Source organism: Geodermatophilus sp. URMC 60 (genome assembly GCF_053502585.1).
In genome coordinates this window covers 2,880,571-2,902,904 of sequence record NZ_CP199958.1, presented here as the reverse complement: position 1 = coordinate 2,902,904, position 22,334 = coordinate 2,880,571, and the positions used below count along the sequence as shown (strand labels likewise).

At 75.6% G+C, this 22,334-nt stretch carries 20 protein-coding genes, 1 pseudogene and 1 riboswitch; of the genes and pseudogenes, 10 read left to right on the top strand and 11 right to left on the bottom strand.

The features are described from left to right. Positions 1-71: 71 nt before the first annotated feature. Both ACWIX3_RS13845 and ACWIX3_RS13840 read left to right on the top strand, forming a co-directional pair. Entirely contained in the window at positions 72-911 is an 840-nt protein-coding gene (locus ACWIX3_RS13845; RefSeq protein WP_448607930.1) for an ArsR/SmtB family transcription factor, read from the top strand. Next, entirely contained in the window at positions 908-1,498 is a 591-nt protein-coding gene (locus ACWIX3_RS13840; protein WP_448607929.1) for a TIGR03086 family metal-binding protein, read from the top strand. Before ACWIX3_RS13845 ends, ACWIX3_RS13840 begins: the two co-directional genes overlap by 4 nt. A 21-nt stretch (positions 1,499-1,519) precedes the next feature. Here ACWIX3_RS13840 and ACWIX3_RS13835 read toward each other — a convergent pair whose 3' ends face one another. The 5 genes from ACWIX3_RS13835 to ACWIX3_RS13815 all read right to left on the bottom strand — a co-directional run bounded on the left by ACWIX3_RS13835 (position 1,520) and on the right by ACWIX3_RS13815 (position 7,416). Beyond that, the gene (locus ACWIX3_RS13835) at positions 1,520-3,472 is read right to left on the bottom strand and encodes an alpha/beta fold hydrolase (protein ID WP_448607928.1); all 1,953 of its coding nucleotides are present in this window, start codon (positions 3,470-3,472) and stop codon (positions 1,520-1,522) included. 33 nt (positions 3,473-3,505) lie between these two features. Further along, on the bottom strand, positions 3,506-4,318 hold the full coding sequence (locus ACWIX3_RS13830; RefSeq protein WP_448607927.1) for an ABC transporter permease: 813 nt from the start codon (positions 4,316-4,318) through the stop codon (positions 3,506-3,508). Then, complete coding sequence (locus tag ACWIX3_RS13825; protein WP_448607926.1) at positions 4,315-5,226, bottom strand: ABC transporter ATP-binding protein; 912 nt, start codon at positions 5,224-5,226, stop codon at positions 4,315-4,317. The genes ACWIX3_RS13830 and ACWIX3_RS13825 overlap by 4 nt, the downstream gene beginning before the upstream one ends. Positions 5,227-5,258: 32 nt before the next feature. Beyond that, on the bottom strand, positions 5,259-6,365 hold the full coding sequence (locus ACWIX3_RS13820; RefSeq protein ID WP_448607925.1) for a sigma-E factor regulatory protein RseB domain-containing protein: 1,107 nt from the start codon (positions 6,363-6,365) through the stop codon (positions 5,259-5,261). 106 nt (positions 6,366-6,471) lie between these two features. Next, positions 6,472-7,416, bottom strand: coding sequence for a DUF808 domain-containing protein (locus tag ACWIX3_RS13815; RefSeq protein WP_448607924.1), 945 nt, complete (start codon positions 7,414-7,416; stop codon positions 6,472-6,474). 213 nt (positions 7,417-7,629) lie between these two features. On the opposite strand from ACWIX3_RS13815, the gene ACWIX3_RS13810 reads away from it, so the two are divergent. Together ACWIX3_RS13810 and ACWIX3_RS13805 are read left to right on the top strand one after the other, a co-directional pair. Continuing rightward, positions 7,630-8,451 (top strand): hypothetical protein, encoded by an 822-nt coding sequence (locus tag ACWIX3_RS13810; RefSeq protein WP_448607923.1) that lies wholly within the window; start codon positions 7,630-7,632, stop codon positions 8,449-8,451. An 81-nt stretch (positions 8,452-8,532) separates the two neighbouring features. Next, a complete protein-coding gene (locus ACWIX3_RS13805) occupies positions 8,533-9,180 on the top strand; it encodes a hypothetical protein (RefSeq protein ID WP_448607922.1) in 648 nt (215 codons plus the stop codon). Here the strand turns inward: ACWIX3_RS13805 and metF are convergent. After that, complete coding sequence (gene metF / locus ACWIX3_RS13800) at positions 9,174-10,076, bottom strand: methylenetetrahydrofolate reductase [NAD(P)H] (protein ID WP_448607921.1); 903 nt, start codon at positions 10,074-10,076, stop codon at positions 9,174-9,176. The genes ACWIX3_RS13805 and metF overlap by 7 nt on opposite strands. Positions 10,077-10,255: 179 nt before the next feature. Between metF and ACWIX3_RS13795 the strand changes: the two genes are divergently transcribed. The 3 genes from ACWIX3_RS13795 to ACWIX3_RS13785 are packed head-to-tail and all read left to right on the top strand — an operon-like array spanning position 10,256 to position 13,871. Continuing rightward, positions 10,256-11,383 (top strand): polyprenyl synthetase family protein, encoded by a 1,128-nt coding sequence (locus tag ACWIX3_RS13795; RefSeq protein WP_448607920.1) that lies wholly within the window; start codon positions 10,256-10,258, stop codon positions 11,381-11,383. After that, complete coding sequence (crtI, locus tag ACWIX3_RS13790) at positions 11,383-12,921, top strand: phytoene desaturase family protein (RefSeq protein ID WP_448607919.1); 1,539 nt, start codon at positions 11,383-11,385, stop codon at positions 12,919-12,921. Before ACWIX3_RS13795 ends, crtI begins: the two co-directional genes overlap by 1 nt. Further along, on the top strand, positions 12,918-13,871 hold the full coding sequence (locus ACWIX3_RS13785) for a phytoene/squalene synthase family protein (RefSeq protein ID WP_448607918.1): 954 nt from the start codon (positions 12,918-12,920) through the stop codon (positions 13,869-13,871). The genes crtI and ACWIX3_RS13785 overlap by 4 nt, the downstream gene beginning before the upstream one ends. Here ACWIX3_RS13785 and ACWIX3_RS13780 read toward each other — a convergent pair. From ACWIX3_RS13780 to ACWIX3_RS13770, 3 genes and pseudogenes are all read right to left on the bottom strand, one after another. Beyond that, positions 13,868-14,017: pseudogene (locus ACWIX3_RS13780) on the bottom strand (lycopene cyclase domain-containing protein); the annotation flags it as partial. The gene ACWIX3_RS13785 and the pseudogene ACWIX3_RS13780 overlap by 4 nt on opposite strands. A 154-nt stretch (positions 14,018-14,171) precedes the next feature. After that, the gene (locus ACWIX3_RS13775; protein WP_448607917.1) at positions 14,172-14,522 is read right to left on the bottom strand and encodes a lycopene cyclase domain-containing protein; all 351 of its coding nucleotides are present in this window, start codon (positions 14,520-14,522) and stop codon (positions 14,172-14,174) included. 28 nt (positions 14,523-14,550) lie between these two features. Then, the gene (locus ACWIX3_RS13770; RefSeq protein ID WP_448607916.1) at positions 14,551-14,874 is read right to left on the bottom strand and encodes an Rv2175c family DNA-binding protein; all 324 of its coding nucleotides are present in this window, start codon (positions 14,872-14,874) and stop codon (positions 14,551-14,553) included. A 73-nt stretch (positions 14,875-14,947) separates the two neighbouring features. Further along, positions 14,948-15,032: riboswitch (ZMP/ZTP riboswitch) on the top strand. A 28-nt stretch (positions 15,033-15,060) separates the two neighbouring features. Here ACWIX3_RS13770 and ACWIX3_RS13765 point away from each other — a divergent pair. The 3 genes from ACWIX3_RS13765 (at position 15,061) to ACWIX3_RS13755 (ending at position 19,665) form a co-directional block, all read left to right on the top strand. Beyond that, positions 15,061-16,545, top strand: a complete 1,485-nt coding sequence (locus ACWIX3_RS13765; RefSeq protein ID WP_448607915.1) for a glycine hydroxymethyltransferase — start codon at positions 15,061-15,063, stop codon at positions 16,543-16,545. 223 nt (positions 16,546-16,768) lie between these two features. Further along, positions 16,769-18,766 carry a Stk1 family PASTA domain-containing Ser/Thr kinase gene (pknB, locus tag ACWIX3_RS13760; protein ID WP_448607914.1) on the top strand — a complete coding sequence of 666 codons (1,998 nt, stop codon included), beginning with the start codon at positions 16,769-16,771 and terminating at the stop codon, positions 18,764-18,766. 23 nt (positions 18,767-18,789) lie between these two features. Then, on the top strand, positions 18,790-19,665 hold the full coding sequence (locus tag ACWIX3_RS13755; RefSeq protein ID WP_448607913.1) for a deoxyribonuclease IV: 876 nt from the start codon (positions 18,790-18,792) through the stop codon (positions 19,663-19,665). Between the two features lie 224 nt (positions 19,666-19,889). Here ACWIX3_RS13755 and ACWIX3_RS13750 read toward each other — a convergent pair whose 3' ends face one another. Both ACWIX3_RS13750 and ACWIX3_RS13745 read right to left on the bottom strand, forming a co-directional pair. Further along, entirely contained in the window at positions 19,890-20,900 is a 1,011-nt protein-coding gene (locus tag ACWIX3_RS13750) for a threonine aldolase family protein (RefSeq protein ID WP_448607912.1), read from the bottom strand. Beyond that, a complete protein-coding gene (locus ACWIX3_RS13745) occupies positions 20,893-22,230 on the bottom strand; it encodes a class II 3-deoxy-7-phosphoheptulonate synthase (RefSeq protein WP_448607911.1) in 1,338 nt (445 codons plus the stop codon). Before ACWIX3_RS13745 ends, ACWIX3_RS13750 begins: the two co-directional genes overlap by 8 nt. Positions 22,231-22,334 lie beyond the last annotated feature (104 nt).

Genomic DNA, 22,334 nt, shown 5'->3' with positions numbered 1-22,334 from the left:
GAGGACCCCTCCCCCGCCACTCCCACGAGGGCCCGGGACGGTGGCGTTGACACATGCAGGCGGATGCCTGCATGATGCTGGTCGTGGCCTCGGGGACCAGGGACGTGGACCAGGTCTTCAAGGCCCTGGCCGACCCCACCCGACGGCTGTTCCTCGACCGGCTGCGCGAGCAGGACGGTCAGACGCTGGGCGAGCTCTGCGCCCGGCTCGGGATGGCCCGTCAGTCGGCCACCCAGCACCTCGACGTCCTCGTCCGTGCCGGCCTCGTCACCGTCGTCCGCCGCGGCCGGGAGCGGCTGCACTTCCTGAACCCGGCCGCCATCTCCCAGATCGGCGAGCGCTGGATCTCGGCCTTCGACCGGCCCCGGCTGGAGGCCCTGCAGGCCATCCGCCAGCGAGCAGAGGAGCACGCCATGACCGAACGAGCGGCCTCCGTGCCGACCTACGTCTACGTCACCTACGTCCGGGCCCGCGCGGAGCAGGTCTGGCAGGCCCTCACCGACGCGGACCTGACCGCGCGCTACTGGGGCCACGCCAACGTCTCGGACTGGCAGCCGGGCTCGCGCTGGGAGCACCGGCGCACCGACGGGTCGGGCGCGGCGGACGTGGCCGGCCGGGTGCTCGAGACGGATCCGCCGCGGCGCCTGGTGATCACCTTCGGTGCGCCCGACGGCGACGAGCCGCCCGGCGGGGCCTCGGTGGTGACCTTCCTCGTCGAGGAGCACGGCGGGATCGTGCGGCTGACCGTGACCCACGAGAACCTCGCCGACGAGACGGCGCTCGGCGAGATCTCGCACGGGTGGCCGGCGGTGCTCGCCAACCTCAAGTCCCTGCTGGAGACCGGCGAGGTGCTGCCCGAGGCGCCGTGGGAGATGGCGCCGACGGCCGCGACGTCCGGGGGGACCTCGTGACCGCGGCGGCGGCACCCCCGCTGACGGAGGAGGTCGCGCTCTTCGCCCGCGCGGCCGGCTACGCGCTCGAGTGCCTGGCGGAGGTCACCGACGCCGACCTCGACCGGCCGACCCCGTGCGCCGACTGGTCGCTGCGGACCCTGCTGCTGCACCTGGCCGACTCGGCCGACGGCCTCACCGGCCTGGTCCGCACCGGCGAGCTCGCCCTGCCGTCCCCGCCGCGCACGCCGGGGGACGCCGATCCCGCCGCCGTCGCGCGCGACCGCGTGTTGCGCCTGCTCGGCGTCCTCACGTCGGCCGCTGCGGAGGAGCCGGTGGGCACGGCGGGCGCCGCACGGGCGCAGGCGGCCGCCCGCGGCGGTGCGGTCGAACTGGCGGTCCACGGCCGGGACGTCGCCACGACCTGCGGCTCGGGGCGCGCCATGCCGCCCGGGCTCGCCTCCGCGCTCCTCCGGGAGGCGAGGTCCCTGGTGGACGACGGAGCCCGCCCGGTCCTGTTCGGCTCGCCGGTGCCGCTGCTGCCGGACGCGGGCCCCGAGGACCGCCTGGTGGCCTTCCTGGGCCGACGGCCGACCGCTCGGCCCTGACCCGCGCCCGCCGGGCACGGGTCAGGGCAGCAGGCCCACGCCGGCGAGCACCCCCAGCAGCCCCAGCGCCGAGACCGCGGCGACGACGACCGGCATCCGCTCCGCCCGGCGCTGCCCGGCACCCCGGCGGAGGGCGAGGGTCACCAGCGCGCCCCCGGCCAGCAGCGCACCGAGCACCGGGAGGAACAGCACGGGTCGGGCCACCGGCGGGAGGCCGAACCCGAGCAGCAGCTCGTCGTGCGCGGCGGCGTCCAGCACGAGCGCGACCAGGACGCCGACCGCGGCCAGGTCCACGACCGCCGCGCCCAGCGCCAGCACCGCCGCCGTCCGCCTGCCCGGCCCCCGGCGGAGCTGCCACAGCAGGCCGCCCGTCCCGACCAGCAGGCCGACCAGCGCGGTTCCCAGCAGGACCAGGCCCGGCCCCGGCCCGCGCTCGGCCTCGCCGGCCAGCCGGTGCACCGCGCCGGTGAGGTGCACGTCGTCGGGCACCACCACGTCGGGCGGCGCCAGACCGGCCAGGCACGAGGTGTCCGGCACCGCGCGGGGGTCGGCCAGCCAGTCGATGACGATGCCGGGCGCGCAGTTCCCCTGCAGGGAGGGCGTGTGCCCCTGACCGGGGACCTCGACGAAGGTCGCGGTCGGCAGCGAGTCGGCCAGCCGCCGGCCCCACGCCGGCGGGGTCACCGGGTCGTAGCGCCCGGCGAGCACCAGGACCGGGACGTCGGTCGTCACCGGGACGGCCGCCTCCGGGCGCGGCGGCACGGGCCAGACCCGGCAGACGTCGGGGTCCGAGCCCAGCCACAGCAGGTGGGTCGCGGCGCGGCCGGGCAGCGCAGCGGCGTCCCGCTCGACCGCGCCCGGCGTGGTGAACGGGACCCTCTCCGCGCACTGCACGGAGTAGTACAGCCCCAGCGATCGGCCGCTCAGCTCCTCCAGCGCGGCGTCCGCGACCGGGGCGGCGGCCTCGGCGTCCCCCGCACCCAGCCGGTCCACCAGCAGCGGGACGTACCGGATCGTCGACGGGTCGTAGAGCGCGTCGAACACCACCGTCACCAGGTCGTCGCCGGTCATCCGCAGCCGCACCTGCTCCCCGGTGTCGGGCGAGACGGCGTCGACGTCCAGCGGCCGGGCGTCCAGCCGCGACGCCGCGTCGACGAGGGCCGTGTCCAGGTCCGGCCACCCCTGCGCGCAGGCGGGCAGGGCCGCGCAGTCCCCGGCCAGCCGCTCGTAGGCCGTGCGCAGGGCGGACACCTGCACGTCGTACTGGGCGACGTCGGGCGGGACCACCGAGTCCAGGACGACGCGGCGGACGCCCTCGGGGTGGTCGCGGAGCACGGTCAGCACGAGCCGCGTGCTGTAGGACAGCCCCCACAGGTCCCACTCCGCGTAGCCCAGCGCCCGGCGCAGGTCGGCGATGTCGGCCGCGTTCTCGGTGGTGGTGTAGGCGGCCAGGTCGATCCCCTTTCCGCGCAGCCGGTCGGCGCACTCCCGCGCGGCAGCGACCTCGCGCGCGTTCTCCTCGGCCACCGGGTCGGCCGTGGTCGCGTTGGCGAGGAAGGCGCCCTCCACCTCGGGACAGTCCAGCGACGGCTCCGACTCCCGGGTGCCGCGCTGCTCGAGGACGACGACGTCGCGGCCCTCGGCGTAGCCCGACCCGGCCAGTCCCAGCAGGCCGGTGCTGCTCGAGCCCGGACCGCCGGCCGTGACCAGCAGCGGGGGCAGGGACCGCGGCGTCGGGCTGGGTGCCACCGCGACCAGCAGCCGGATCGTGCGGCCGTCGGGTCGCTGCCGGGACTCGGGCACGGTCAGCCGGCCGCACTCGACCCGCGCGCCGTCGGGCACCGGCACCGGGCAGGCGGCGGGCTCCAGCGACGAGGACGCGATCGGCGAGCGCGCGGGCGGGGCGGCAGTGGCGGCCGGCCCGCAGGCCAGGAGCGTGCAGGCGAGCACCAGCAGGACCGCGACCGCGCGCACCCGGCGGACGCTAGCGGGTCGGCGGCGACACGCTCAGCTGGTGACGTCCTTGGTGGTGAAGTTGGCCCACGCCGCGGCCAGCAGCACGCCGACGTAGACCCCCTGCAGCGCCAGCCCGCGGACGACGTCCCGCCACAGGATCGGGTCGCGGAACAGGTCGACGAAGGCCAGCCAGTAGCGGGTCGGCAGGTAGGGCGCGATCGGGGAGGCGGCGTCCAGCGTGAAGAGCAGCGACGAGGTGACCAGCACGGCCAGCGCGCCCAGTGCGGCGGCCAGCGGCGAGTCGGTCAGCGTGGAGAAGAACAGCCCGAAGGCGGCGACGCCGAGCATGGAGACTGTCACGTACCCGATGGCCAGCACGCTGCGGCCGGCCAGCTCCTGCTGCGTCAGCGAGGTGCCCGACACCGACGTCCCGCCACCGACGGGCTGGGCGTCGAACAGCGTCGTCCCCACGAGGTAGCCCACGCCCGCCACCACCAGCACGGTGACCAGCACGAAGGCCATGAGCGCGACCAGCTTGGCGACCAGCAGCCGGGTGCGCCCGGACGGGCGGACCAGCAGGTAGCGCAGCGTGCCGGCCTGCGCCTCGCCGGCGACGGCGTCCCCGGCGACGACGGCGACCGCGATGGGCAGGAACAGCGGCAGCACGATGGCCAGCGCGGCCAGCGGGAACAGCGCACCGTTGGTGAGGACGGCGGAGAGGAACGGCGGGCCCTCCCCCGGCCGCGGTGCCAGGTCGGTCAGCTGCAGCAGGACGGCGACCAGCACCGGCAGCGCGTTGAGGACGGCGATCGTCACCCACGTGCGCGGACGGCGGAACAGCTTGCGCAGCTCGACGCCGATCACCGGGCCGCCTCCACCCGGTCGGCGCTGCTGCCGGCCGCGGCGAGCACGACCTCCTCCAGGGTGGGCCGCTGCAGCGCCAGCCCCGTCACCGGCACCCCTGCGCCCACGAGCAGTGCGTTGACCTCGGCCGGGTCGGTGCCGCGCACCACGACCCGCGAGCCGTCGACCCCGAGCACCCGCCCGTCGAGCACCGCCCGCACCCGGTCGGCGGCCGGGGTGTCCACCACCGTGGCGCCGGTGGGCGCGGTCAGCCGGGCCAGCTCGTCCTGCAGCACCAGCCGGCCGCGGTCGAGCACGCCGACGCGGGTGCACAGCTGCTCGACCTCGGCCAGCAGGTGGCTGGAGAGGAACACTGTCGTCCCGCCGCGGTTCAGGTCGAGCAGCAGGTCCCGGATCTCGTGGATCCCCTGCGGGTCCAGGCCGTTGGTCGGCTCGTCGAGCACCAGGAGCTCGGGACGGCGCAGCAGCGCGGCGGCCAGCCCCAGCCGCTGCCGCATGCCGAGGGAGTAGGCGCGCACCGGCCGCCGGTCGATCCCGCCGAGCCCCACCTGCTCGAGCACCTCCTCGATCCGGGCCCGGCGGGTGCGCCGGGAGCCGCCCGGCCCGGCGGCGTCGATCAGCGCGAGGTTGGTCCGCCCGGACAGGTGCCCGTGGTGCGCCGGCCCCTCCACCAGCGCGCCCACCCGGGGGAGCACGCGGCGGCCGGCGCGCGGCATCCGCTCGCCCAGCAGCTCCACCTCGCCGGCGGTGGGCAGCACCAGGCCCAGCAGCATCCGCACCGTCGTCGTCTTGCCCGAGCCGTTGGCGCCGAGGAAGCCGTAGACGTCGCCGGCGCGGACGTTGAGGTCGATGCCGTCCACCGCGCGCAGCCGGCCGTAGCGCTTGACCAGCCCCCGGGTGCGGATCACCGCTGTGCTCGTGCGTGGGCTCGCACGCTCGCTCACGAGGCCGCCCCGGGGAGCCGGCGGGCGGCGTCGGCAAGCGCGTCGAGGGTCACCGTGCCGGTGAGCACGTAGGCCGGGCCGTCCGGCGGGGACACCAGCATCAGCCCGAGCGGTCCCGCGGCGACCCGCGTGCCCAGGTCGTCGGTGACGGCGTCCGGGCTGGCGGTCAGCGCCTCGCGCAGCCCCCCGGCCAACCGCTCCGGCACCGGCGCGGCCGCCAGCAGGGTCACACCGCGGCCGTACACGCCGACCGCGCCGGGCACGCCGGGGAGGGTCCTCCGGGGCAGGCCGGCCAGCTCCCGGGGCAGCCTTCCGTCCGGCGCCCGCTCCTCGGCCCGGGCGATGAACTCCTCGGTGTCGGGCGCGGTCAGCAGGGTGGCCTCCGGCGGCGGGGTGAAGTCGACGACGTCGGCCGGGGGCACGGCGAGGTCGAGGTCGAGGAAGCGGGTGTCGAGCGCCGGCAGGTCGGCGCCCTCGGCGAACACCTCCACCTGCAGGGGCAGCCCGCTGGCGGGGTCGACCCACACGTCGACCCGGCCGACCGACGAGGCGGCGTCGGCCGGCACCAGCCGCAGCCCCAGCGCGTCGCGGCCGGCCACCCGCCGGGCGCCGGCGCGGGAGAGCTCGTCGTCGGCGGCCTCGGACAGCAGCCGACGGCCGAGCGCGGCGGGCAGCAGGTCCGGCGGGGTGGGCAGTGCGAGGGGGGCCGGGGCGCCGCGGGTGGCGGTGCCGGCCTCGAAGTCCCAGGTCCAGGTGCCGCCGGGGTCGCGGTGCACGCCGATCTCCCCGGCTCCGCTGACCACGTCGACCCGGTGGTCCTCCGGTCCGCGCCACCACACCCGCATGAGCGTGCGGTCGCTGAAGAGGTCGGCGACGTCGGTGAGCCGGTCGGACACCGGCAGGGCCAGCCCGCCGGCGGAGACCGCGTAGCCGGAGAAGCCGACGTCGGCGCTGCCGAGGGCGGCGGCCCGCAGCCCGGCCGCGGGGACGCCGGCGTCGTCGGCGGGCAGCGCCGCGACGACCGACGGCAGGGCCACCAGCGCCGCGACGAGCAGGCCGACCGCCGCCCAGCGGGCGAGCGCACCCTGCCCCCGTGTCGCCATGCTCCCCAAGGTACGAGCGGGCATGCCGGCCTGGCCCCCGTCCCGGCTCCAGGCCCCGTCGAGAGGCTCACCGCGAGCCTGCGAGGGCTGGGGAGGACGGGTCCTCTCAGTGGGACGCGGAGGAGGCCTTGCGCCGGTGCACCGTGAGGTTCATGACGAGCACGATCAGCGCCCCGACGACGAGCCCGACGAGCGCGCTGGCGAGGGTGTTGACGAGCCACCCCACGACCCCGCCGAGGGCGCCGGTGGCGTCGTGCGCGAGTTCTTCCAGGTGGTGCACGGCGCCGTAGACGGCGTGCAGACCCAGCTCGTCGCTGCCCACCAGCAGGATGTGGCCGCCGACCCACAGCATCGCGGCGGTCCCGACCACGGTCAGCGCGGCGAGCAGCCGCGGCATCGCCTTCACCAGTCCGTGGCCGAACCGGGAGATCCCCTTCCCGGGGCGCTGGGACAGGGACAGCCCGACGTCGTCCATCTTCACGATGAGGCCGACGACGCCGTAGACGAGGACCGTGATGCCGACCGCGACGACCGCGAGGATCACCGCGCGGGCCCAGAAGCCCTCGCCGGCCACCTCGTTCAGCGAGATGACCATGATCTCCGCCGAGAGGATGAAGTCGGTGCGCACGGCCCCGGACACGATCGTCTTCTCGTCCGGGAGCGCCTGCTCCACCGATGCGTGGGCCTCGGCGTGGCCGCTGATCTTGTGCCAGACCTTCTCCGCGCCCTCGTAGCACAGGTAGGCCCCTCCGATCATCAGGATCGGGGTGAGGAGGAACGGCAGGAACTGGCTGAGCAGCAGGATGGCGGGCAGGATGATCAGCAGCTTGTTGCGCAGCGAGCCGACGGCGATGCGCCGGATGATCGGCAGCTCCCGCTCGGCGGTCAGGCCGTGCACGTACTGCGGTGTGACGGCGGTGTCGTCGACGACGACACCCGCGGCCTTGACGCTGGCTCGTCCTGCAGCCGCCCCGATGTCGTCGACGGAGGCGGCGGCGGCGCGCGCCAGCACCGCCACGTCGTCGAACAGGGCTACCAGTCCACCCGCCACGGAACGTCCTCCCAGTTGGTCAGCACTCGTGTGCAGTCTCGGTGATCACGGTCCGTCCTGCCGCACCGGGCCGCACCCCGTTCGGCGTTCCCGGCAGCACTACCCGGTCAGGACACGCCGAACGCGTGGTCCGGACGGGGACCTCCTCGGGCGACCGTGACCGGCACCCTGGGGCGACGGGCTGCTCACCGGGGGCGGCAGGAGGGCAGGACCATGGCGACGGCGGACGACGACGGCATGGCGCTGCGGGACGACGGCATGGCGCTGCGGGACGACGGCATGGCGCTGTGGGACGAGGGCATGGCGCTGTGGCCCGACCGGTACCTGACCGAGGGCCGGCTGGTCGTCGTCCGGTCGCCCCGGCGCGGGCCCTCGTCGCGGTGGGCGCGCCTGCGCGCGGCCGCCGCCCGGCTGGACCGGGCCGCGCGTGCCCGCCTGGGGCTGCCTGCTCCCGCCCCCGAGCCGCCGACGCCGGCACCCGAGGCGGCCTTCGCGGCCTGGGACACGACCGAGGCCCGGGTTGCCGCGGCCGCCGGCCGGGCGTGGGCCGAGACGGTGCGGGAGCCGTCCTGGTCCTCACCGCTGCTCGCGGCGAGCCGCTTCGACGGTCGGGCCGAGGTCGACCGGATCGTCGACCTCGCCCTGCGCATCCGGTCGGCCCGCGTCGCCCTCGGGGTGCGGCCGGCCGGGACGGCGGCGGAGTACTGGGACCGCCAGTCGGCCGCGCTGGAAGCCGCAGCCCTCCGGCTCGGGCACCGCGCCGACGCGCTGATCCGCTACCGCGACCAGGCGGCGCTGCTCTCGACCGAGCTGCGCCAGCTGGCCGACCTGGAGCGGCTGGAGCGCAGCGCGGTGGAGGTCGACGGCATCACGGCCGCGACGTCGGCACTGCCCGGCCGGGGCGACGGCGACCTGCGCGCGGTGGCCGACGAGATCGCCGCGGTGCGTGGCGCGGTCACGGAGCTGGTCGAGCTGATGACCCGCACCCGCGCGCCGCTGGCCGAGCCGCCGGACGAGGACCGCTCTCCGGCGTGACCCCCTGGGCGTCCCCACGGACCGCGCCCGCGTGCATGGCCCGGCGCCGACCGCGGGTAGAGCGACTCCATGGCGCCCCCCATGAGCGACGCGGTCGTCGTCGACGTCCTCCGCCGGGTCGACCGGCTGACCGCCCCGCTGGTCCGCCGGCTCGGCCGGCCCCCGGAGCTCCCGCAGGCCGAGCGCGAGCAGTGGTGGGCCGACCGGGTCTCCCGCGTCGCCGCCGGGGTCAGCGCCGTCCCCCGCTTCGCCGGCAAGCTCGCCGACCTGCTGCCGCTGCAGAACACGGTCGGCTCGGCGGTCCAGGCCGTGGTGGTCGGCGGGGTGGCGTCCGAGCACGGCGTCGAGGACGAGGCCGAGCGGGTGTCGCTGCTGGCGCAGGTGCTGCTCGACCGGGACCTGCCCGCCGAACGGGTGCGTCCGCTGCTGGAGCGGGCGCGGGGCGCCTACGCCGACGACGTCCTCGGGGAGCGCGAGGACCGGGGCGCCGTCCGCACGCTGTGGCGGGTCGCCCGGCTCCTCGGCCGCATCGACGACACCCTCGACGCCCGGCCCAAGGGCAAGCTGCGGCACCGGGCGCTCTCCAACCTGCCGGTGGTCGGCACCGTCGGTGGCTACGCCGCCGAGCGCGAGGGCCTGCGCCGCGCGGCGGCCGAGACCGCGGCGCTGCTGGCCGGCCGGGCACCCGCAGCCGGACGCGGTGGCCGGCCGGCCGGCCCGGCTCAGTGAGGAGTGCCGACCGCGGCCAGGTTGGCGTGGACCTCGCGGGTCGCCGTCGACCTGTTCATGGTGATGAAGTGGATGCCCGGCACGCCCTCGTCGAGCAGCGTCCGGCACAGCTCGGTGGCCACCTCGACGCCGTAGGCCCGCACCGCCGCCCTCGCCTCGGGGCCGTCGCCGTCCAGCTCGGCGAAGCGGGCCGCCAGGTGCTCGGGGAACGCCTGCCCCGAGAGCTGCACGATCCGGGTGATCTGCCGGGCGTTGGTCACCGGCATCACGCCGGCGATGACCGGCACCTCGCAGCCCTTGGCGGCCACCCGGTCGCGCATCCGCAGGTAGTCCTCCGCGCGGAAGAACATCTGCGTGATCGCGAAGTCGGCGCCGGCCCGGCACTTGCGCACGAACATCTCGACGTCGGTGTCGAAGTCCGGCGAGCGCGGGTGCCGCTCCGGGAACGCGGCCACGCCGACGGAGAAGTCGCCTATCGACCGGATCAGCTCGACCAGCTCGGCGGCGTAGGTCAGCCCCTCGGGGTGGGCCACCCACTCGGCCTGCGGATCCGCGCCCGGCGGGTCGCCGCGCAGCGCCAGCAGGTTGCGCACCCCCGCGGCGGCCAGCCGGCTGACCACGTGCCGGAGCTCGGCGACGCTGTGGTCGACGGCGGTCAGGTGGGCCAGCGGCGTCATCGTCGTCTCGGTGGCGATGCGCTCGGTGACCGACACCGTGCCCTCGCGGGTCGACCCGCCGGCGCCGTAGGTGACCGACACGAACGACGGGTGCAGCCGCTCCAGCTCGCGCAGCGCCGTCCACAGCTGGGCGGCGCCCTCGGGGCTCTTGGGCGGGAAGAACTCGAAGGACCACGTCGGCCGGCCCTCGGCGAGCAGCTCGCGCACGGTCCGCGTCATGGACAGCGAGGATACGGACCGGCCATGGCCCGGCCAGCGCTGCATCCGTCCGGCGGGCCCCCGGCGAAGACCCCCCGCCACAGCCGCACCCCCGGCCCCAGGAGGCAGACCCCGTGGCCCTGACCCACTCCGCCCGGATCCCGGCCGCGCCTGATCGAGTCGCGCGCGATACTCGCTCCGTGACCGCCGGGGCGCAGCAGCGCGAGACACCCGTCCTCCCCCCGGCTCCCCCGCCGGCCGCCGCCGAGGTCGACCGCGTCCGCGCGGCCGTCTGGACCGCCCTCTCGGACTTCCTCGAGGTGCAGCGGCAGACGCTCGCGGGGATGGACGAGTCGCTGCTCCCGGTGGTCGACGAGGTCTGCGCCCTGGCCGACGGCGGCAAGCGGCTGCGCCCGCTGTTCGCCTACTGGGGCTGGCGCGGCGTCCGCGGCGAGGGCCCTGGGGAGTCCGACGCGGCCGTGCTGCGGGCCGTCGCCGCGCTGGAGTTCGTGCACGCCAGCGCGCTGGTGCACGACGACGTGATGGACGGCGCGCTGACCCGCCGCGGCCGCCCCGCCACCCACGTCGGCTTCGCCTCCCGGCACGGGGACGGCGAGCTGTCCGGGGACGGCGACACCTTCGGCGTGGGCGCGGCGATCCTCGTCGGCGACCTCGCACTGGTGTGGTCCGACGAGCTGCTGCGCTGCTCGGGCATCTCCGCTGCCGCGCTCTCCCGGGCCCGCACGGTCTGGGACACCATGCGCACCGAGGTCACCGCCGGGCAGTACCTGGACCTGCTGCGCGCCGCCGGCGGCCTGCCCGGCGCCCAGGGCGCGCTCACCGTCGCCCGGTACAAGAGCGCCGGCTACACCGTGCAGCGCCCGCTGCAGCTGGGGGCCGCCATCGCCGGCGCCGGCGAGCGCGCCGCCGACCTCTACACCGCCATCGGCCTGCCGCTGGGTGAGGCGTTCCAGCTGCGCGACGACGTCCTCGGGGTGTTCGGCGACCCGTCGATCACCGGGAAGTCCGCCGACGACGACCTGCGCGAGGGCAAGCAGACGCTGCTGGTGGCCCTGGCCGAGGAGGCCGCGGACGGCGACGGGCGGCGGCTGCTGACCGAGACCCTGGGCGACCCCGCCGCCGGGCCGGCCGAGTTCGACGCGCTGCGGGCGCTCATCGAGTCCACCGGCGCCCGGGCGCAGGTCGAGCAGCGGATCGCCGAGCGCACCACGCTGGCGCGCACCGCCATCGCCGAGGCCCCGCTGGCCGACGACGCCCGTGCCGCCCTCGACGCGCTCGCCGTCGCCGCCACCACCCGCACCGCCTGATGGTCCGCACCGTCCCCGGGCCCACCGACCGGGTCGTCGTCGTCGGCGCCGGCCTCGCCGGGCTGTCGGCGGCGCTGCGGCTGCGCGGCGCCGGCCGCGAGGTGACCGTCGTCGAGCGCGGCTCCGGGCCCGGCGGGCGCGCCGGGCGGATCGAGGAGCGCGGCTACGCCCTCGACACGGGCCCGTCGGTGTTCACCGCCCCCGAGCTGGTCGCCGACACCCTCGCCGCGGTGGGCGACAAGCTCGAGGACCGGCTGCAGCTGGTCCCGCTGGAGACCACCTACCGCGCGCAGTTCGCCGACGGTTCGCACCTCGACGTGCACGCCGACGTCGACGCCTTCGCCGCCGAGGTCGAGGCGCTGTGCGGGCCGGGCGAGGCGGCGGCGCTGCGCCGCTACCTGGCCGACCTGGCCGCGCTCTACCGGCTGCAGCTGTCCACCTTCATCGACCGCAACCTCGACACCCCGCTGGACCTGCTCGGCCCCGAGCTCGTGCAGCTGGTCCGGCGCGGCGGCTTCGGCCGGCTGTCCCGGCACGTCGAGCGGTTCTTCACCGACGACCGGCTGCGCCGGCTGTTCAGCTTCCAGGCGCTCTACGCGGGGGTCTCGCCCTACCGCGCGATCGCCGCCTACGCCGTCATCGCCCAGCTCGACATCGGCGCCGGCGTCTGGCACCCGGTGGGCGGGATCGCCGCCGTCCCGCGGGCCATGGCGGCCGCGGCCGCAGACGCCGGGGTCGGGTTCCGCCACGATGCCGAGGTGCGGGAGCTGGAGGTCCGCGGGTCGCGGGTCAGCGGCGTGCTGCTGGACGACGGCGAGCGGCTGCCCGCCGACGCCGTCGTCGTCACCGTCGACCGGCCGGAGGCGCTGGTGCCGGGGTTCCGGCGGGTGCGGCGGCCGGTGTACTCGCCGTCCTGCGTGGCGGTGCACGTCGGCGTCCGCGACCCGCTGCCCGGCCAGGCGCACCACACGATCAGCTTCGGCGCCGCCTGGCGCGAGGTGTTCGACGAGCTCACCCGGGACGGCCGCCCGATGACCGACCCGAGCCTGCTGGTCAGCATGCCGTCGTACACCGACCGCAGCCTCGCGCCCGAGGGCGGGCAGGTGCTCAGCATCGTGGCGCCCACCCCGAACCTCGACCGGCACAGCGGCGGCAACCCCGACCTGGACTGGCCGACGGTGGGCCCCCGCTACCGCGACGAGGTGCTCGCCGTGATGGAGCAGCGCGGCTGGACGGGGATCAGCGGCGCCATCGAGGTCGAGCACGTCGACACCCCGCCGACCTGGGCGGCGCAGGGCATGGCCGCCGGGACGCCGTTCGCGCTGGCGCACACCTTCGGGCAGACCGGCCCCTTCCGGACGCCGACGCTGCCCCGGCGCGGCCCGGAGAACGTGGTCCTCGCCGGCTCCTCGGTGCAGCCCGGCGTCGGCGTGCCGATGGTCGTCATCAGCGGCCGGCTCGCCGCCGAACGGATCACCGGCCCTGACCGGCCATCCCCGCGGAAGAGGCCGGACCACCTCGGGGCGGGGACCCGATGACCCTCGTCGACCCACCGCGCACCCAGGCCGAGCGGCAGGCCCGGCTCGACGCCGCCTACCGGGAGTGCGCCGCGATCGCCGCCCGGCACGGCAAGAGCTACCACCTGGCCACCCGGCTGCTCACGCCCGACCGGCGCCCGGCGATCCACGCCCTCTACGCCGCCGCCCGCACCGCCGACGACCTCGTCGACCACCCCGGTCCCGACCCGGCGGGCGACCTCGCCGAGTGGTCCCGCGCGGTGCTCGCCGAGCTGGAGGCCGGCTGGTCCGACGACCCGGTACGGCTCGCGCTGGTGCACACGTACCGCCGGCACGGCATCCCCGTCGAGCACCTCGTCGACTTCCTCGCCGCGATGACCAGCGACCTCGACGTCACCGGGTACGCCGACATGGACGCCCTGGACCGCTACATGTGGGGCTCGGCGTCGGTCATCGGGCTCCAGGTGCTCCCCGTGCTGGGCACCGCGCCGGGCGTGGCCCGCGAGGAGGCCGCTCCGCACGCGATCGCCCTGGGCGAGGCCTTCCAGCTCACCAACTTCCTGCGCGACGTCGCCGAGGACGTCGACCGCGGCCGGGTCTACCTGCCCGCCGACCTCATGGCCGCGCACGGCGTCACCCGCGAGCAGCTCGCCGAGAAGCGGTACGACGGCAACTTCCGCGAGCTGATGCGCGAGATGGTCGCGATCGTGCGCCGCCGCTACGACGACGCCGCGCCGGGGACGCCGATGCTCGCGCCCGAGTCCCGCGACTGCGTGCGCGCGGCGACCGACCTCTACGGCGGCATCCTCACCGAGATCGAGCGGGCCGACTACCGGGTGCTCGACCGCCGGGTGCGGGTGTCCAGGCCGCGGCGCCTGGCGGTGTTCGCCCGCCGGTTGACCGCCGCCCAGCTGGCCAGGGTCAGGGTGACCATGGCGAAACCGAACAGCAGGTCCTCGACCGGCGCGTAGGCGATCCGCGGGCCCCAGATCGTGTCCGGGTCGTAGGTGACGACCTCCAGCCCGGTCAGCACGCCGTTCATCAGCAGCTGGAACGTGATGATGATCGCGTAGGCCACCCAGAACACCGGCCGGGTGACCATCCGGGTGCGGTACACGGCCAGGTCCAGCACGAGGACGGCGACGACGGCGGTGACCGCGAGGGCGCTGTAGCTCACGACCGCCGTCCCTTCCGCGGGCGGGTTCCCCGCTCTGCGGACGGGATCGCGCCCGCGGAGCGGGGAGGACGCCGGCACAGCGCACACCGGGGGCTCACCGGCCCACCTCCGCTTCCTCGGCGGGGTAGCCCGCGTCCCAGCCGGTCACCCTCCGCACCGCCTCCAGCGCCAGGACCGAGCACAGCGGGACGACGAGGAAGAACAGCACCTCCTCGACCGGGATGCCGCCGGGCAGCCGGACCCCGAGGGTCAGCTCGTCGGAGTAGTCCCAGTGGCCCTGCGCGATCGCGTACAGCACCCAGACCACGAAGACGGCGAACTCCGGCGCGACCGCGACGAGCAGCCGCCGCCAGCGCGGGTACACCCGCACCCGCAGCAGCAGCTCGAGCGGCGCGGTGACGACCAGGCAGCCGGCCAGCAGCGCGAGGTAGGTCAGCTGCCCCACGCCACCTGCTCCCTCCCCTCGCCCCGGCTCAGAACGCCAGGGCCTGGGCGCGCCGGGTGACCTCGGTGTGCCGGTCGTGCCGCAGCGCCTCGACAGGGGTGCCCGGCAGCGTCTCGTCGGCGCGGAACAGCCACTCGAAGGCCTCCTCGTCGCTGAACCCGCCGTCCTTGAGCACGGTGATCAGCCCGGGCAGGTGCTTGAGGACGGCGCCGTCCTGGAGGAAGTCCGCGGGGATCCGGCTGTTGCCGCTGCCGGGCACGGCCATGAGCTTGTGCTCGCGCAGCAGCTGGCGGACCCGGTTCGGCGAGACCCCCAGTACGCCGGCGACCTCCGCGGGGGTGAGCGTCTCCATGACGTCCGAGCCTATGACCCCCGTCCCACCGTCCCCGGGACGGCCGACCCGCCCCCGACTCCCCGATACGATGGGGCGGGGCCGTGACTGGCGCTGCTGAGGTGGACCACCACCGGGGAGCGGCCCGCACCACCCCGCCGGGCGCCTGGGCACCCACCCGTCGTCCCCTCGCGCTGGAGCCCTCTCATGACCGACGCCGCCATCACCGACGCCACCGCCTCCTTCGACGCCGCCACCGCCTCGGCCGCCTACCGCAGTGCCCTGCAGGTCATCGGTGCGGTCGAGCCCCGTGTGGCCGACGCGATCGGTGCCGAGCTCGCCGACCAGCGGGCCTCGCTGAAGCTGATCGCCAGCGAGAACTACGCCAGCCCCGCCGTGCTGCTCACCATGGGCAACTGGCTGTCGGACAAGTACGCCGAGGGCACCGTCGGGCACCGCTTCTACGCCGGCTGCCAGAACGTCGACACCGTGGAGGCGCTGGCCGCCGAGCACGCCCGCGAGCTGTTCGGCGCCCCGCACGCCTACGTGCAGCCGCACTCGGGCATCGACGCCAACCTGGTCGCCTTCTGGGCGGTGCTGGCCTCCCGCGTGGAGTCCCCCGCGCTGGAGAAGGCCGGCGTCCGGCACGTCAACGAGCTCACCGACGCCGACTGGGCGGCGCTGCGCCACCAGCTCGGCGATCAGCGGATGCTCGGCATGTCGCTGGACGCCGGCGGCCACCTGACCCACGGCTTCCGCCCGAACATCAGCGGCAAGATGTTCGAGCAGTCCTCCTACGGCACCGACCCCGCGACCGGGCTGCTCGACTACGACGCCGTCCGCGAGCGGGCCCGGCAGTTCCGGCCGCTGATCCTCATGGCCGGCTACTCCGCCTACCCGCGGCGCGTCGACTTCGCGAAGATGCGCGAGATCGCCGACGAGGTGGGCGCCACCCTCGTCGTCGACATGGCGCACTTCGCCGGCCTCGTCGCCGGGAAGGTCCTCACCGGCGACTTCGACCCGGTGCCGCACGCGCACGTCGCCACCACGACGACGCACAAGTCCCTGCGCGGCCCGCGCGGCGGCATGGTGCTGGCCCAGCCGGAGTACGCCGACGCGGTGGACCGCGGCTGCCCGATGGTGCTCGGCGGCCCGCTCCCGCACGTCATGGCCGCCAAGGCCGTCGCCTTCGCCGAGGCCCGGCAGCCGGCCTTCGCCGGGTACGCCCAGCGCATCGTCGACAACGCCGTCGCCCTCGCGGAGGGGCTGACCCGCCGTGGCGCGCGGCTGGTCACCGGCGGCACCGACAACCACCTGGTGCTCATCGACGTCTCCGGCTTCGGCCTGACCGGCCGCCAGGCGGAGTCCGCGCTGCTGGACGCCGGCATCGTGACCAACCGCAACGCCGTCCCGGCCGACCCGAACGGCGCCTGGTACACCTCCGGCGTCCGGCTGGGCACCCCGGCCCTGACCACCCGCGGCTTCGGGGCGGACGAGTTCGACCGCACCGCCGAGCTGATCGTCGACGTCCTGTCGAACACCACGCCGACCGCGACCCGCGACGGCTCGCCGTCCAAGGCGAAGTACGCGACGGCCGACGGCCTGGCCGACCGGACCCGCGACGCGGCCGCCGAGCTGCTGGACCGGCACCCGCTCTACCCCGGCCTCGAGCTCGGTGGCGACCTGACCTGAGCCCGAGGAGCGGGGGCCGGAGGCCTCCCCGACGAGGTGCTCGAGGGGCTCCGCGCCGGCCGGGGACGGCACGGAGCCGTGGTGGCCTCCGGAGGACGCGTTGTGGTGGCGTCCGGAGGACGCCGGTGTGCTGGTGGCGGGTGTGACGGGTGAACCCGTCACACCTGTCCGCGCTCCGCGTGTGCGGACGGCCGGGAACCGCTCCCCTCCTACACTCGGCCGGGTGGACACCGCAGTGACCGACCCCGTGGTCGGCCTCGTCCTCGAGGGGCGATACCTGCTCGAGGAGCGCCTCGCCCGGGGCGGCATGTCCACCGTCTACGCCGCCACCGACCTGCGGCTGCACCGCACCGTGGCCGTCAAGGTGATGGCCGAGCACCTGGCGCACGACCCGACCTTCGTCGACCGGTTCACCCGCGAGGCGCGGGCCGCGGCCATGCTCAGCCACCCCAACGTCGTGTCGGTCAGCGACCAGGGCAGCGACCAGGGCCTGGTGTTCCTGGTGATGGAGCTGGTCCGCGGCCGCACGCTGCGCGACCTGCTGCAGGCCCGCGGCCGGCTCACCGTCGCCGAGGCCTTCGCCGTCCTGGAGCCGGTGCTCGCGGGGCTGACCGCGGCGCACCGCGCCGGGATCGTGCACCGCGACATCAAGCCCGAGAACGTGCTCATCGGCGCCGACGGCGTGGTGAAGGTCGCCGACTTCGGTCTGGCCCGCGCGCTCACCGGCACCGGGCAGACCAGCCACACCGGCGGTGTGCTCATCGGCACCGTCGCCTACCTCTCCCCCGAGCAGCTCGAGCGCGGCAAGGCCGACGCCCGCAGCGACGTCTACGCCGCCGGCGTCGTCCTCTACGAGATGCTGACCGGCCACCCGCCCTACGGGGGCGACACCCCGCTGGCCGTGGCCTACCAGCACGTGCACCACGACATGCCCACCCCGTCGGACGAGGTGCCCGGCCTGCCGTGGGAGGTCGACGAGCTGGTCGCGCGCACCACCCGCCGCGAGCCCGCCATCCGTCCGCTGGACGCCGGCGCGTTCCTCGCCGACCTCGAGGACGTGCGCAACGACCTCGGCATCGAGCGCGTGCCGGTGCCCACCGGGCGCAGCAGCGCCACCCCCGAGACGCTGCGGCCGACCAACCGGCCCAGCCGCCCCACCCGGCAGACCGGCGACCCGGCCGCCCCGCGCACCGAGGTGCTCGGCCCCGGCGGCACCCGCCCCGGCCGCGGCGGCGGCAACCGCACCTCGATGCTGCCCGGCACCGTGTCCGGTTCGGACCCCGGTGCACGACGACCTGCGCCCGAACGCACCCGTCCCGGCGTACCGGCGCACATCCGGCGCCGCCGCGCGCGGCTGGCCCTGGCCCTCGTGCTGCTCACCGCGGTCACCATCGGGGCCGTCGGCTGGTGGCTGGGGTCCGGCCGGTGGACGACGGTGCCGCAGCTGGCCGGCAAGGAGCAGTCGGCCGCGATCGACCTGCTGCAGGAGGCCGGGCTGAGCCCCGACTGCTGCGAGGAGGAGTTCAGCGAGGACGTCCCCGACGGCGTCGTCATCGCCGCCGAGCCCGACGGTGGCGAGGCCATCCGCGGCACCGACGTCCGGCTGGTGGTATCCCGAGGGCCCGAGCGGTTCGAGGCCCCGGCGTCCCTCGTCGGCCTCTCCCTGGAGGAGGTCCACGCCGCGCTGACCGAGGTCCCGGTCGTCACGCAGGAGGTGCAGGACTACGACGACAAGGTGCCGGTCGGCCACGTGACCGGCTTCAAGCCGGAGGCCGGCACCGAGCTCAAGCGGGACCAGGAACTGGTGATCTACGTCAGCCGCGGACACAAGCCGGTGACGGTGCCGGCCGTCGTCGGGCTCTCCCCGGATGAGGCGACGGCGAACCTGAAGTCGCTGGGCTTCACCGTGGAGCGCACCGAGGGCCGCAGCGCCGACGTCGACACCGGAGAGGTCATGGCGGTCACCCCGGCCACCGGCCAGCAGGCGCCGTACAAGAGCACCGTCACCCTGCAGGTGTCGGGCGGGCTGCCGCAGGTGCAGGTGCCCGACGTGGTCGGCCGCACCCAGCAGGAGGCGGCCGCGCTGCTGCAGCAGGCCGGCCTGCAGGTGAAGGTCAGCCAGTTCTACGGCGACCGGGTGTTCCGGCAGAGCCCGGCCGCCGGGCAGACGGTCGACATCGGCACACCGGTGACCATCCTGGTGACCTTCGGACAGGACTGAGGGCGCTGCGTACTCCTGCAGGGGTGCCGCCCATCGGGGCGCACATCCAGATCAAGGGCGGGCTGGCCAAGGGCGGCCTGGCGTACACCGACGCCGTCGGCGCGCGGGCGGTGCAGGTCTTCGTCGGCAACCCGCGCGGCTGGAGGCTGACCGCCGGCGACCCCCGGCAGGACGCGTTGTTCACCGCGGGCTGCACCGAGCGCGGGGTGCCCGCCTTCATCCACACGCCGTTCCTGGTCAACGTCGGCTCCCCCACCGAGGCGACCGTCGAGCAGTCGATCGCCACCATCGCGCACAACCTCGCCCGCGGCGCCCAGCTCGGCTGTCGGGGCGTCGTCGTCCACGCCGGGTCCGCCGTCGGTGAGGACCGCTACGAGCACGCGCTGCGCCAGCTGCACGAGCGGCTGCTGCCCGTGCTCGAGGCCGCGCCGGACGACGGCCCGCGGTTGCTGGTGGAGCCGACGGCCGGTGGGGGCAGGTCGCTGGCCGCCACCGTCGAGGACCTCGGGCCGTACTTCGCCGCCCTCGAGCACCACCCCCTGCTCGGTGTCTGCTTCGACACCTGCCACGCCTGGGCGGCCGGTCACGAGCTGACCGCGCCCGGCGGCATGGCGGCGACCCTTGACGCGCTCGAGGCGACCGTCGGTCCGGGCCGGCTGGGCCTGGTGCACGCCAACGACTCCCTCGACGAGTGCGGTTCCAAGCGGGATCGGCACACCACCATCGGCGCCGGCTCGCTCGGGGTGGCGCCGTTCGCCGAGCTGCTGGCCCACCCCTCGATGGCCGGCGTCCCGGCCGTCGTGGAGACGCCCAGCGAGGACGACGGCCACGCCAAGGACATCGCCCTGCTGTGCTCCCTGCGCGACGGCACCGCGGAGCTCCAGGCCCCCGCCGCCTGACTCCGCCGTCCCCTGGCCGGCCGAGCCGCTGCGCCACGCCGGCGCGGACCCCTCCGGGGCCACTCGGCGACAGGTCCGGAGCCGCGTCGTCCTCTCCCGGACGGCCAGCCGGGCCGGCACGCCGGATCGGCTGCTGTTCAACTCCTGCTGACCGTCGCGTCGCCGGCCTCCCTGCCGGGTCCCGCCGCGAGCCGGCGAGTGGCGGGGACCGGGGAGGTCCTCCTTCAGCGGTCGAGGATCCCCGCGAGGACGTCGGCGGCGCGCTCGACGCCGGCGCGGTCGACGCCGAGGTTGGTCACCAGCCGCAGCCGGCGCGGGTTGACCTGGGAGACCAGGACCCCCTGCGCCTTGGCGGCCTCGGCCACGAGCGGGGCCGGGACGTCGTCCAGCCGCACGATGTTGGTGTGCACGGTGGTGGGGTCCACACCCAGCCGCTTGGCCAGCAGCTGCGCGTGCTCGTGGTCCTCGGCCAGCCGGTCGAGGTGGGTGTCGAGCGCGTACAGCCCCGCCGCGGCGAGCACGCCGGCCTGCCGCATCCCGCCACCGAGCCGCTTGCGCCACAGCCGGGCGGCGGCGATCCGCTCGGCGGAGGCGACGAGCACCGAGCCGACCGGCGCGCCGAGCCCCTTGGACAGGCACACCGAGGCGGTGTCGGCGAGTCCGCCGTAGGTGGCCAGGCCGACCCCCGAGGCCACGTGCGCATTGAAGATCCTTGCGCCGTCGAGGTGCACCTTGACGCCGGCCTGCCGCGACCAGTCCCACAGCGCCTGCAGCTGGTCCAGCGGCTGCACGAGGCCGCCGCCGCGGTTGTGCGTGTTCTCCACGGCGACGGCGGCCGTGGCGGTCAGGTGCCAGTCCCCGTGCGGGCGCACCTGCTCGACAAGTGCGGCGGTGTCGAGCCGGCCGCCGGCCGACACGACCGTGCGGGTGGAGATGCCGAAGAGCACGGCCGCCGCGCCCATCTCGTAGGTGACGATGTGCGCGTCGGCGTCGCAGAGCACCTCCTGGCCCGGCTCGCAGACCAGGCGCAGGCCGATCTGGTTGCCCATCGTCCCCGACGGCACGAACAGGCCCGCCTCGTGGCCGAACAGGCCGGCCACGCGCTCCTCGAGGGCGTTGATCGTGGGGTCCTCGCCGTAGACGTCGTCCCCGACCTCGGCCTCGGCCATCGCCCGGCGCATGCCGGGCGTCGGCTTGGTGACGGTGTCGGAGCGCAGGTCGATCACGTCAGCCACGCAGCATCTCCGCGACCAGGAAGGCGAGCTCCAGCGACTGCCCGGTGTTCAGCCGCGGGTCGCAGGCGGTCTCGTAGCGGCTGTTGAGGTCCTCGTCGCTGATCTCCATGGCCCCGCCGAGGCACTCGGTGACGTCCTCGCCGGTGAGCTCGATGTGGATGCCGCCGGGCCAGGTGCCCAGCGCCCGGTGGACGTCGAAGAAGCCGAGCACCTCGTCGACGACCCGGTCGAAGTGCCGGGTCTTGTAGCCGGTGGAGGACTCGTGGGTGTTGCCGTGCATCGGGTCGCACTGCCACACGACCTGGTGGCCGCTGGCGGTGACCTTCTCCACGATGGCGGGGAGGACGTCGCGGATCTTCCCGTTGCCCATCCGGCTGATGAGCGTGAGCCGGCCCGGGACGCCGTCGGGGTCGAGCCGCTCGACGAGCTCGGTGGCCTGCTCCGGGGTGGTTGAGGGCCCGATCTTGACGCCGATCGGGTTGGCGATCCGCGACATGAACTCCACGTGGGCGCCGTCGAGCTGACGGGTGCGCTCGCCGATCCAGACGAAGTGCGCCGAGGCGGCGTAGGCCCGGCCGTCGTGCACCCGCAGCAGCGCCCGCTCGTAGTCGAGGATGAGCCCCTCGTGGCTGTTGTAGAGCTCCACACCACGCAGCGCGGTGTCGTCGACGCCGCAGGCCTTCATGAACGCCAGCGCGCGGTCGATCTCGCGGGCGATCACCTCGTACCGCACCCCGGCCGGGGAGCTGGCCACGAAGTCCTTGTTCCAGTCGTGCACGGCGTGCAGGTCGGCGAGGCCACCGCGCGCGTAGGCGCGGATCATGTTCATCGCGGCCGCGGAGTTGGCGTAGGCGCGCACCAGCCGGTTCGGGTCGGGGATGCGCTGCTCGAGCACCGGCTCCAACGCGTTGACCATGTCGCCGCGGTAGGAGGGCAGGCCGAGGGCGTCGGTGTTCGAGGAGCGCGGCTTGGCGTACTGCCCGGCCACCCGGCCCACCTTCACCACCGGCACGCTGGCGCCGTAGGTCAGGACGACGGCCATCTGCAGCAGCGTGCGCGTGGTGCTCTGCAGGTGTGCGTCGGTGTTGAGGTCGAAGGTCTCCGCGCAGTCGCCGCCCTGCAGCAGGAACGCCCGGCCCTGCGCCACCTCCGCCAGCCGCGTGCGCAGCTCGTCGACCTCGCCGGGCGCCACGATCGGGGGCACCGAGGAGAGGGTGGACAGGACGGCGTCGAGCGCGGCGCGGTCGGGCCACTCCGGCTGCTGGGCCGCGGGCAGCTCCCGCCACCGGTCCAGGTCGGGCAGCGCGGCAGCCGGGTCGGTGAGGGTCACGCCATCAGAGGGTACCGGCGGCTCTGCCGCAGCCCTCCGGAACGGCCTGCCTGCAGCAGAAGGACCACCCCCTGCCCGCACCGCTCGCGAGCTCGCGGCGGAAC

Excerpts from the sequence above, each read along its gene's own strand:
- ACWIX3_RS13845 (WP_448607930.1), top strand. The coding sequence starts at position 72 with ATGATGCTGGTCGTGGCCTCGGGGACCAGGGACGTGGACCAGGTCTTC.
- ACWIX3_RS13820 (WP_448607925.1), bottom strand. The coding sequence starts at position 6,365 with ATGGCGACACGGGGGCAGGGTGCGCTCGCCCGCTGGGCGGCGGTCGGC.
- ACWIX3_RS13810 (WP_448607923.1), top strand. The coding sequence starts at position 7,630 with ATGGCGACGGCGGACGACGACGGCATGGCGCTGCGGGACGACGGCATG.
- ACWIX3_RS13805 (WP_448607922.1), top strand. The coding sequence starts at position 8,533 with ATGAGCGACGCGGTCGTCGTCGACGTCCTCCGCCGGGTCGACCGGCTG.
- metF (WP_448607921.1), bottom strand. The coding sequence starts at position 10,076 with ATGACGCGGACCGTGCGCGAGCTGCTCGCCGAGGGCCGGCCGACGTGG.
- crtI (WP_448607919.1), top strand. The coding sequence starts at position 11,383 with ATGGTCCGCACCGTCCCCGGGCCCACCGACCGGGTCGTCGTCGTCGGC.
- ACWIX3_RS13785 (WP_448607918.1), top strand. The coding sequence starts at position 12,918 with ATGACCCTCGTCGACCCACCGCGCACCCAGGCCGAGCGGCAGGCCCGG.
- ACWIX3_RS13770 (WP_448607916.1), bottom strand. The coding sequence starts at position 14,874 with ATGGAGACGCTCACCCCCGCGGAGGTCGCCGGCGTACTGGGGGTCTCG.
- ACWIX3_RS13765 (WP_448607915.1), top strand. The coding sequence starts at position 15,061 with ATGACCGACGCCGCCATCACCGACGCCACCGCCTCCTTCGACGCCGCC.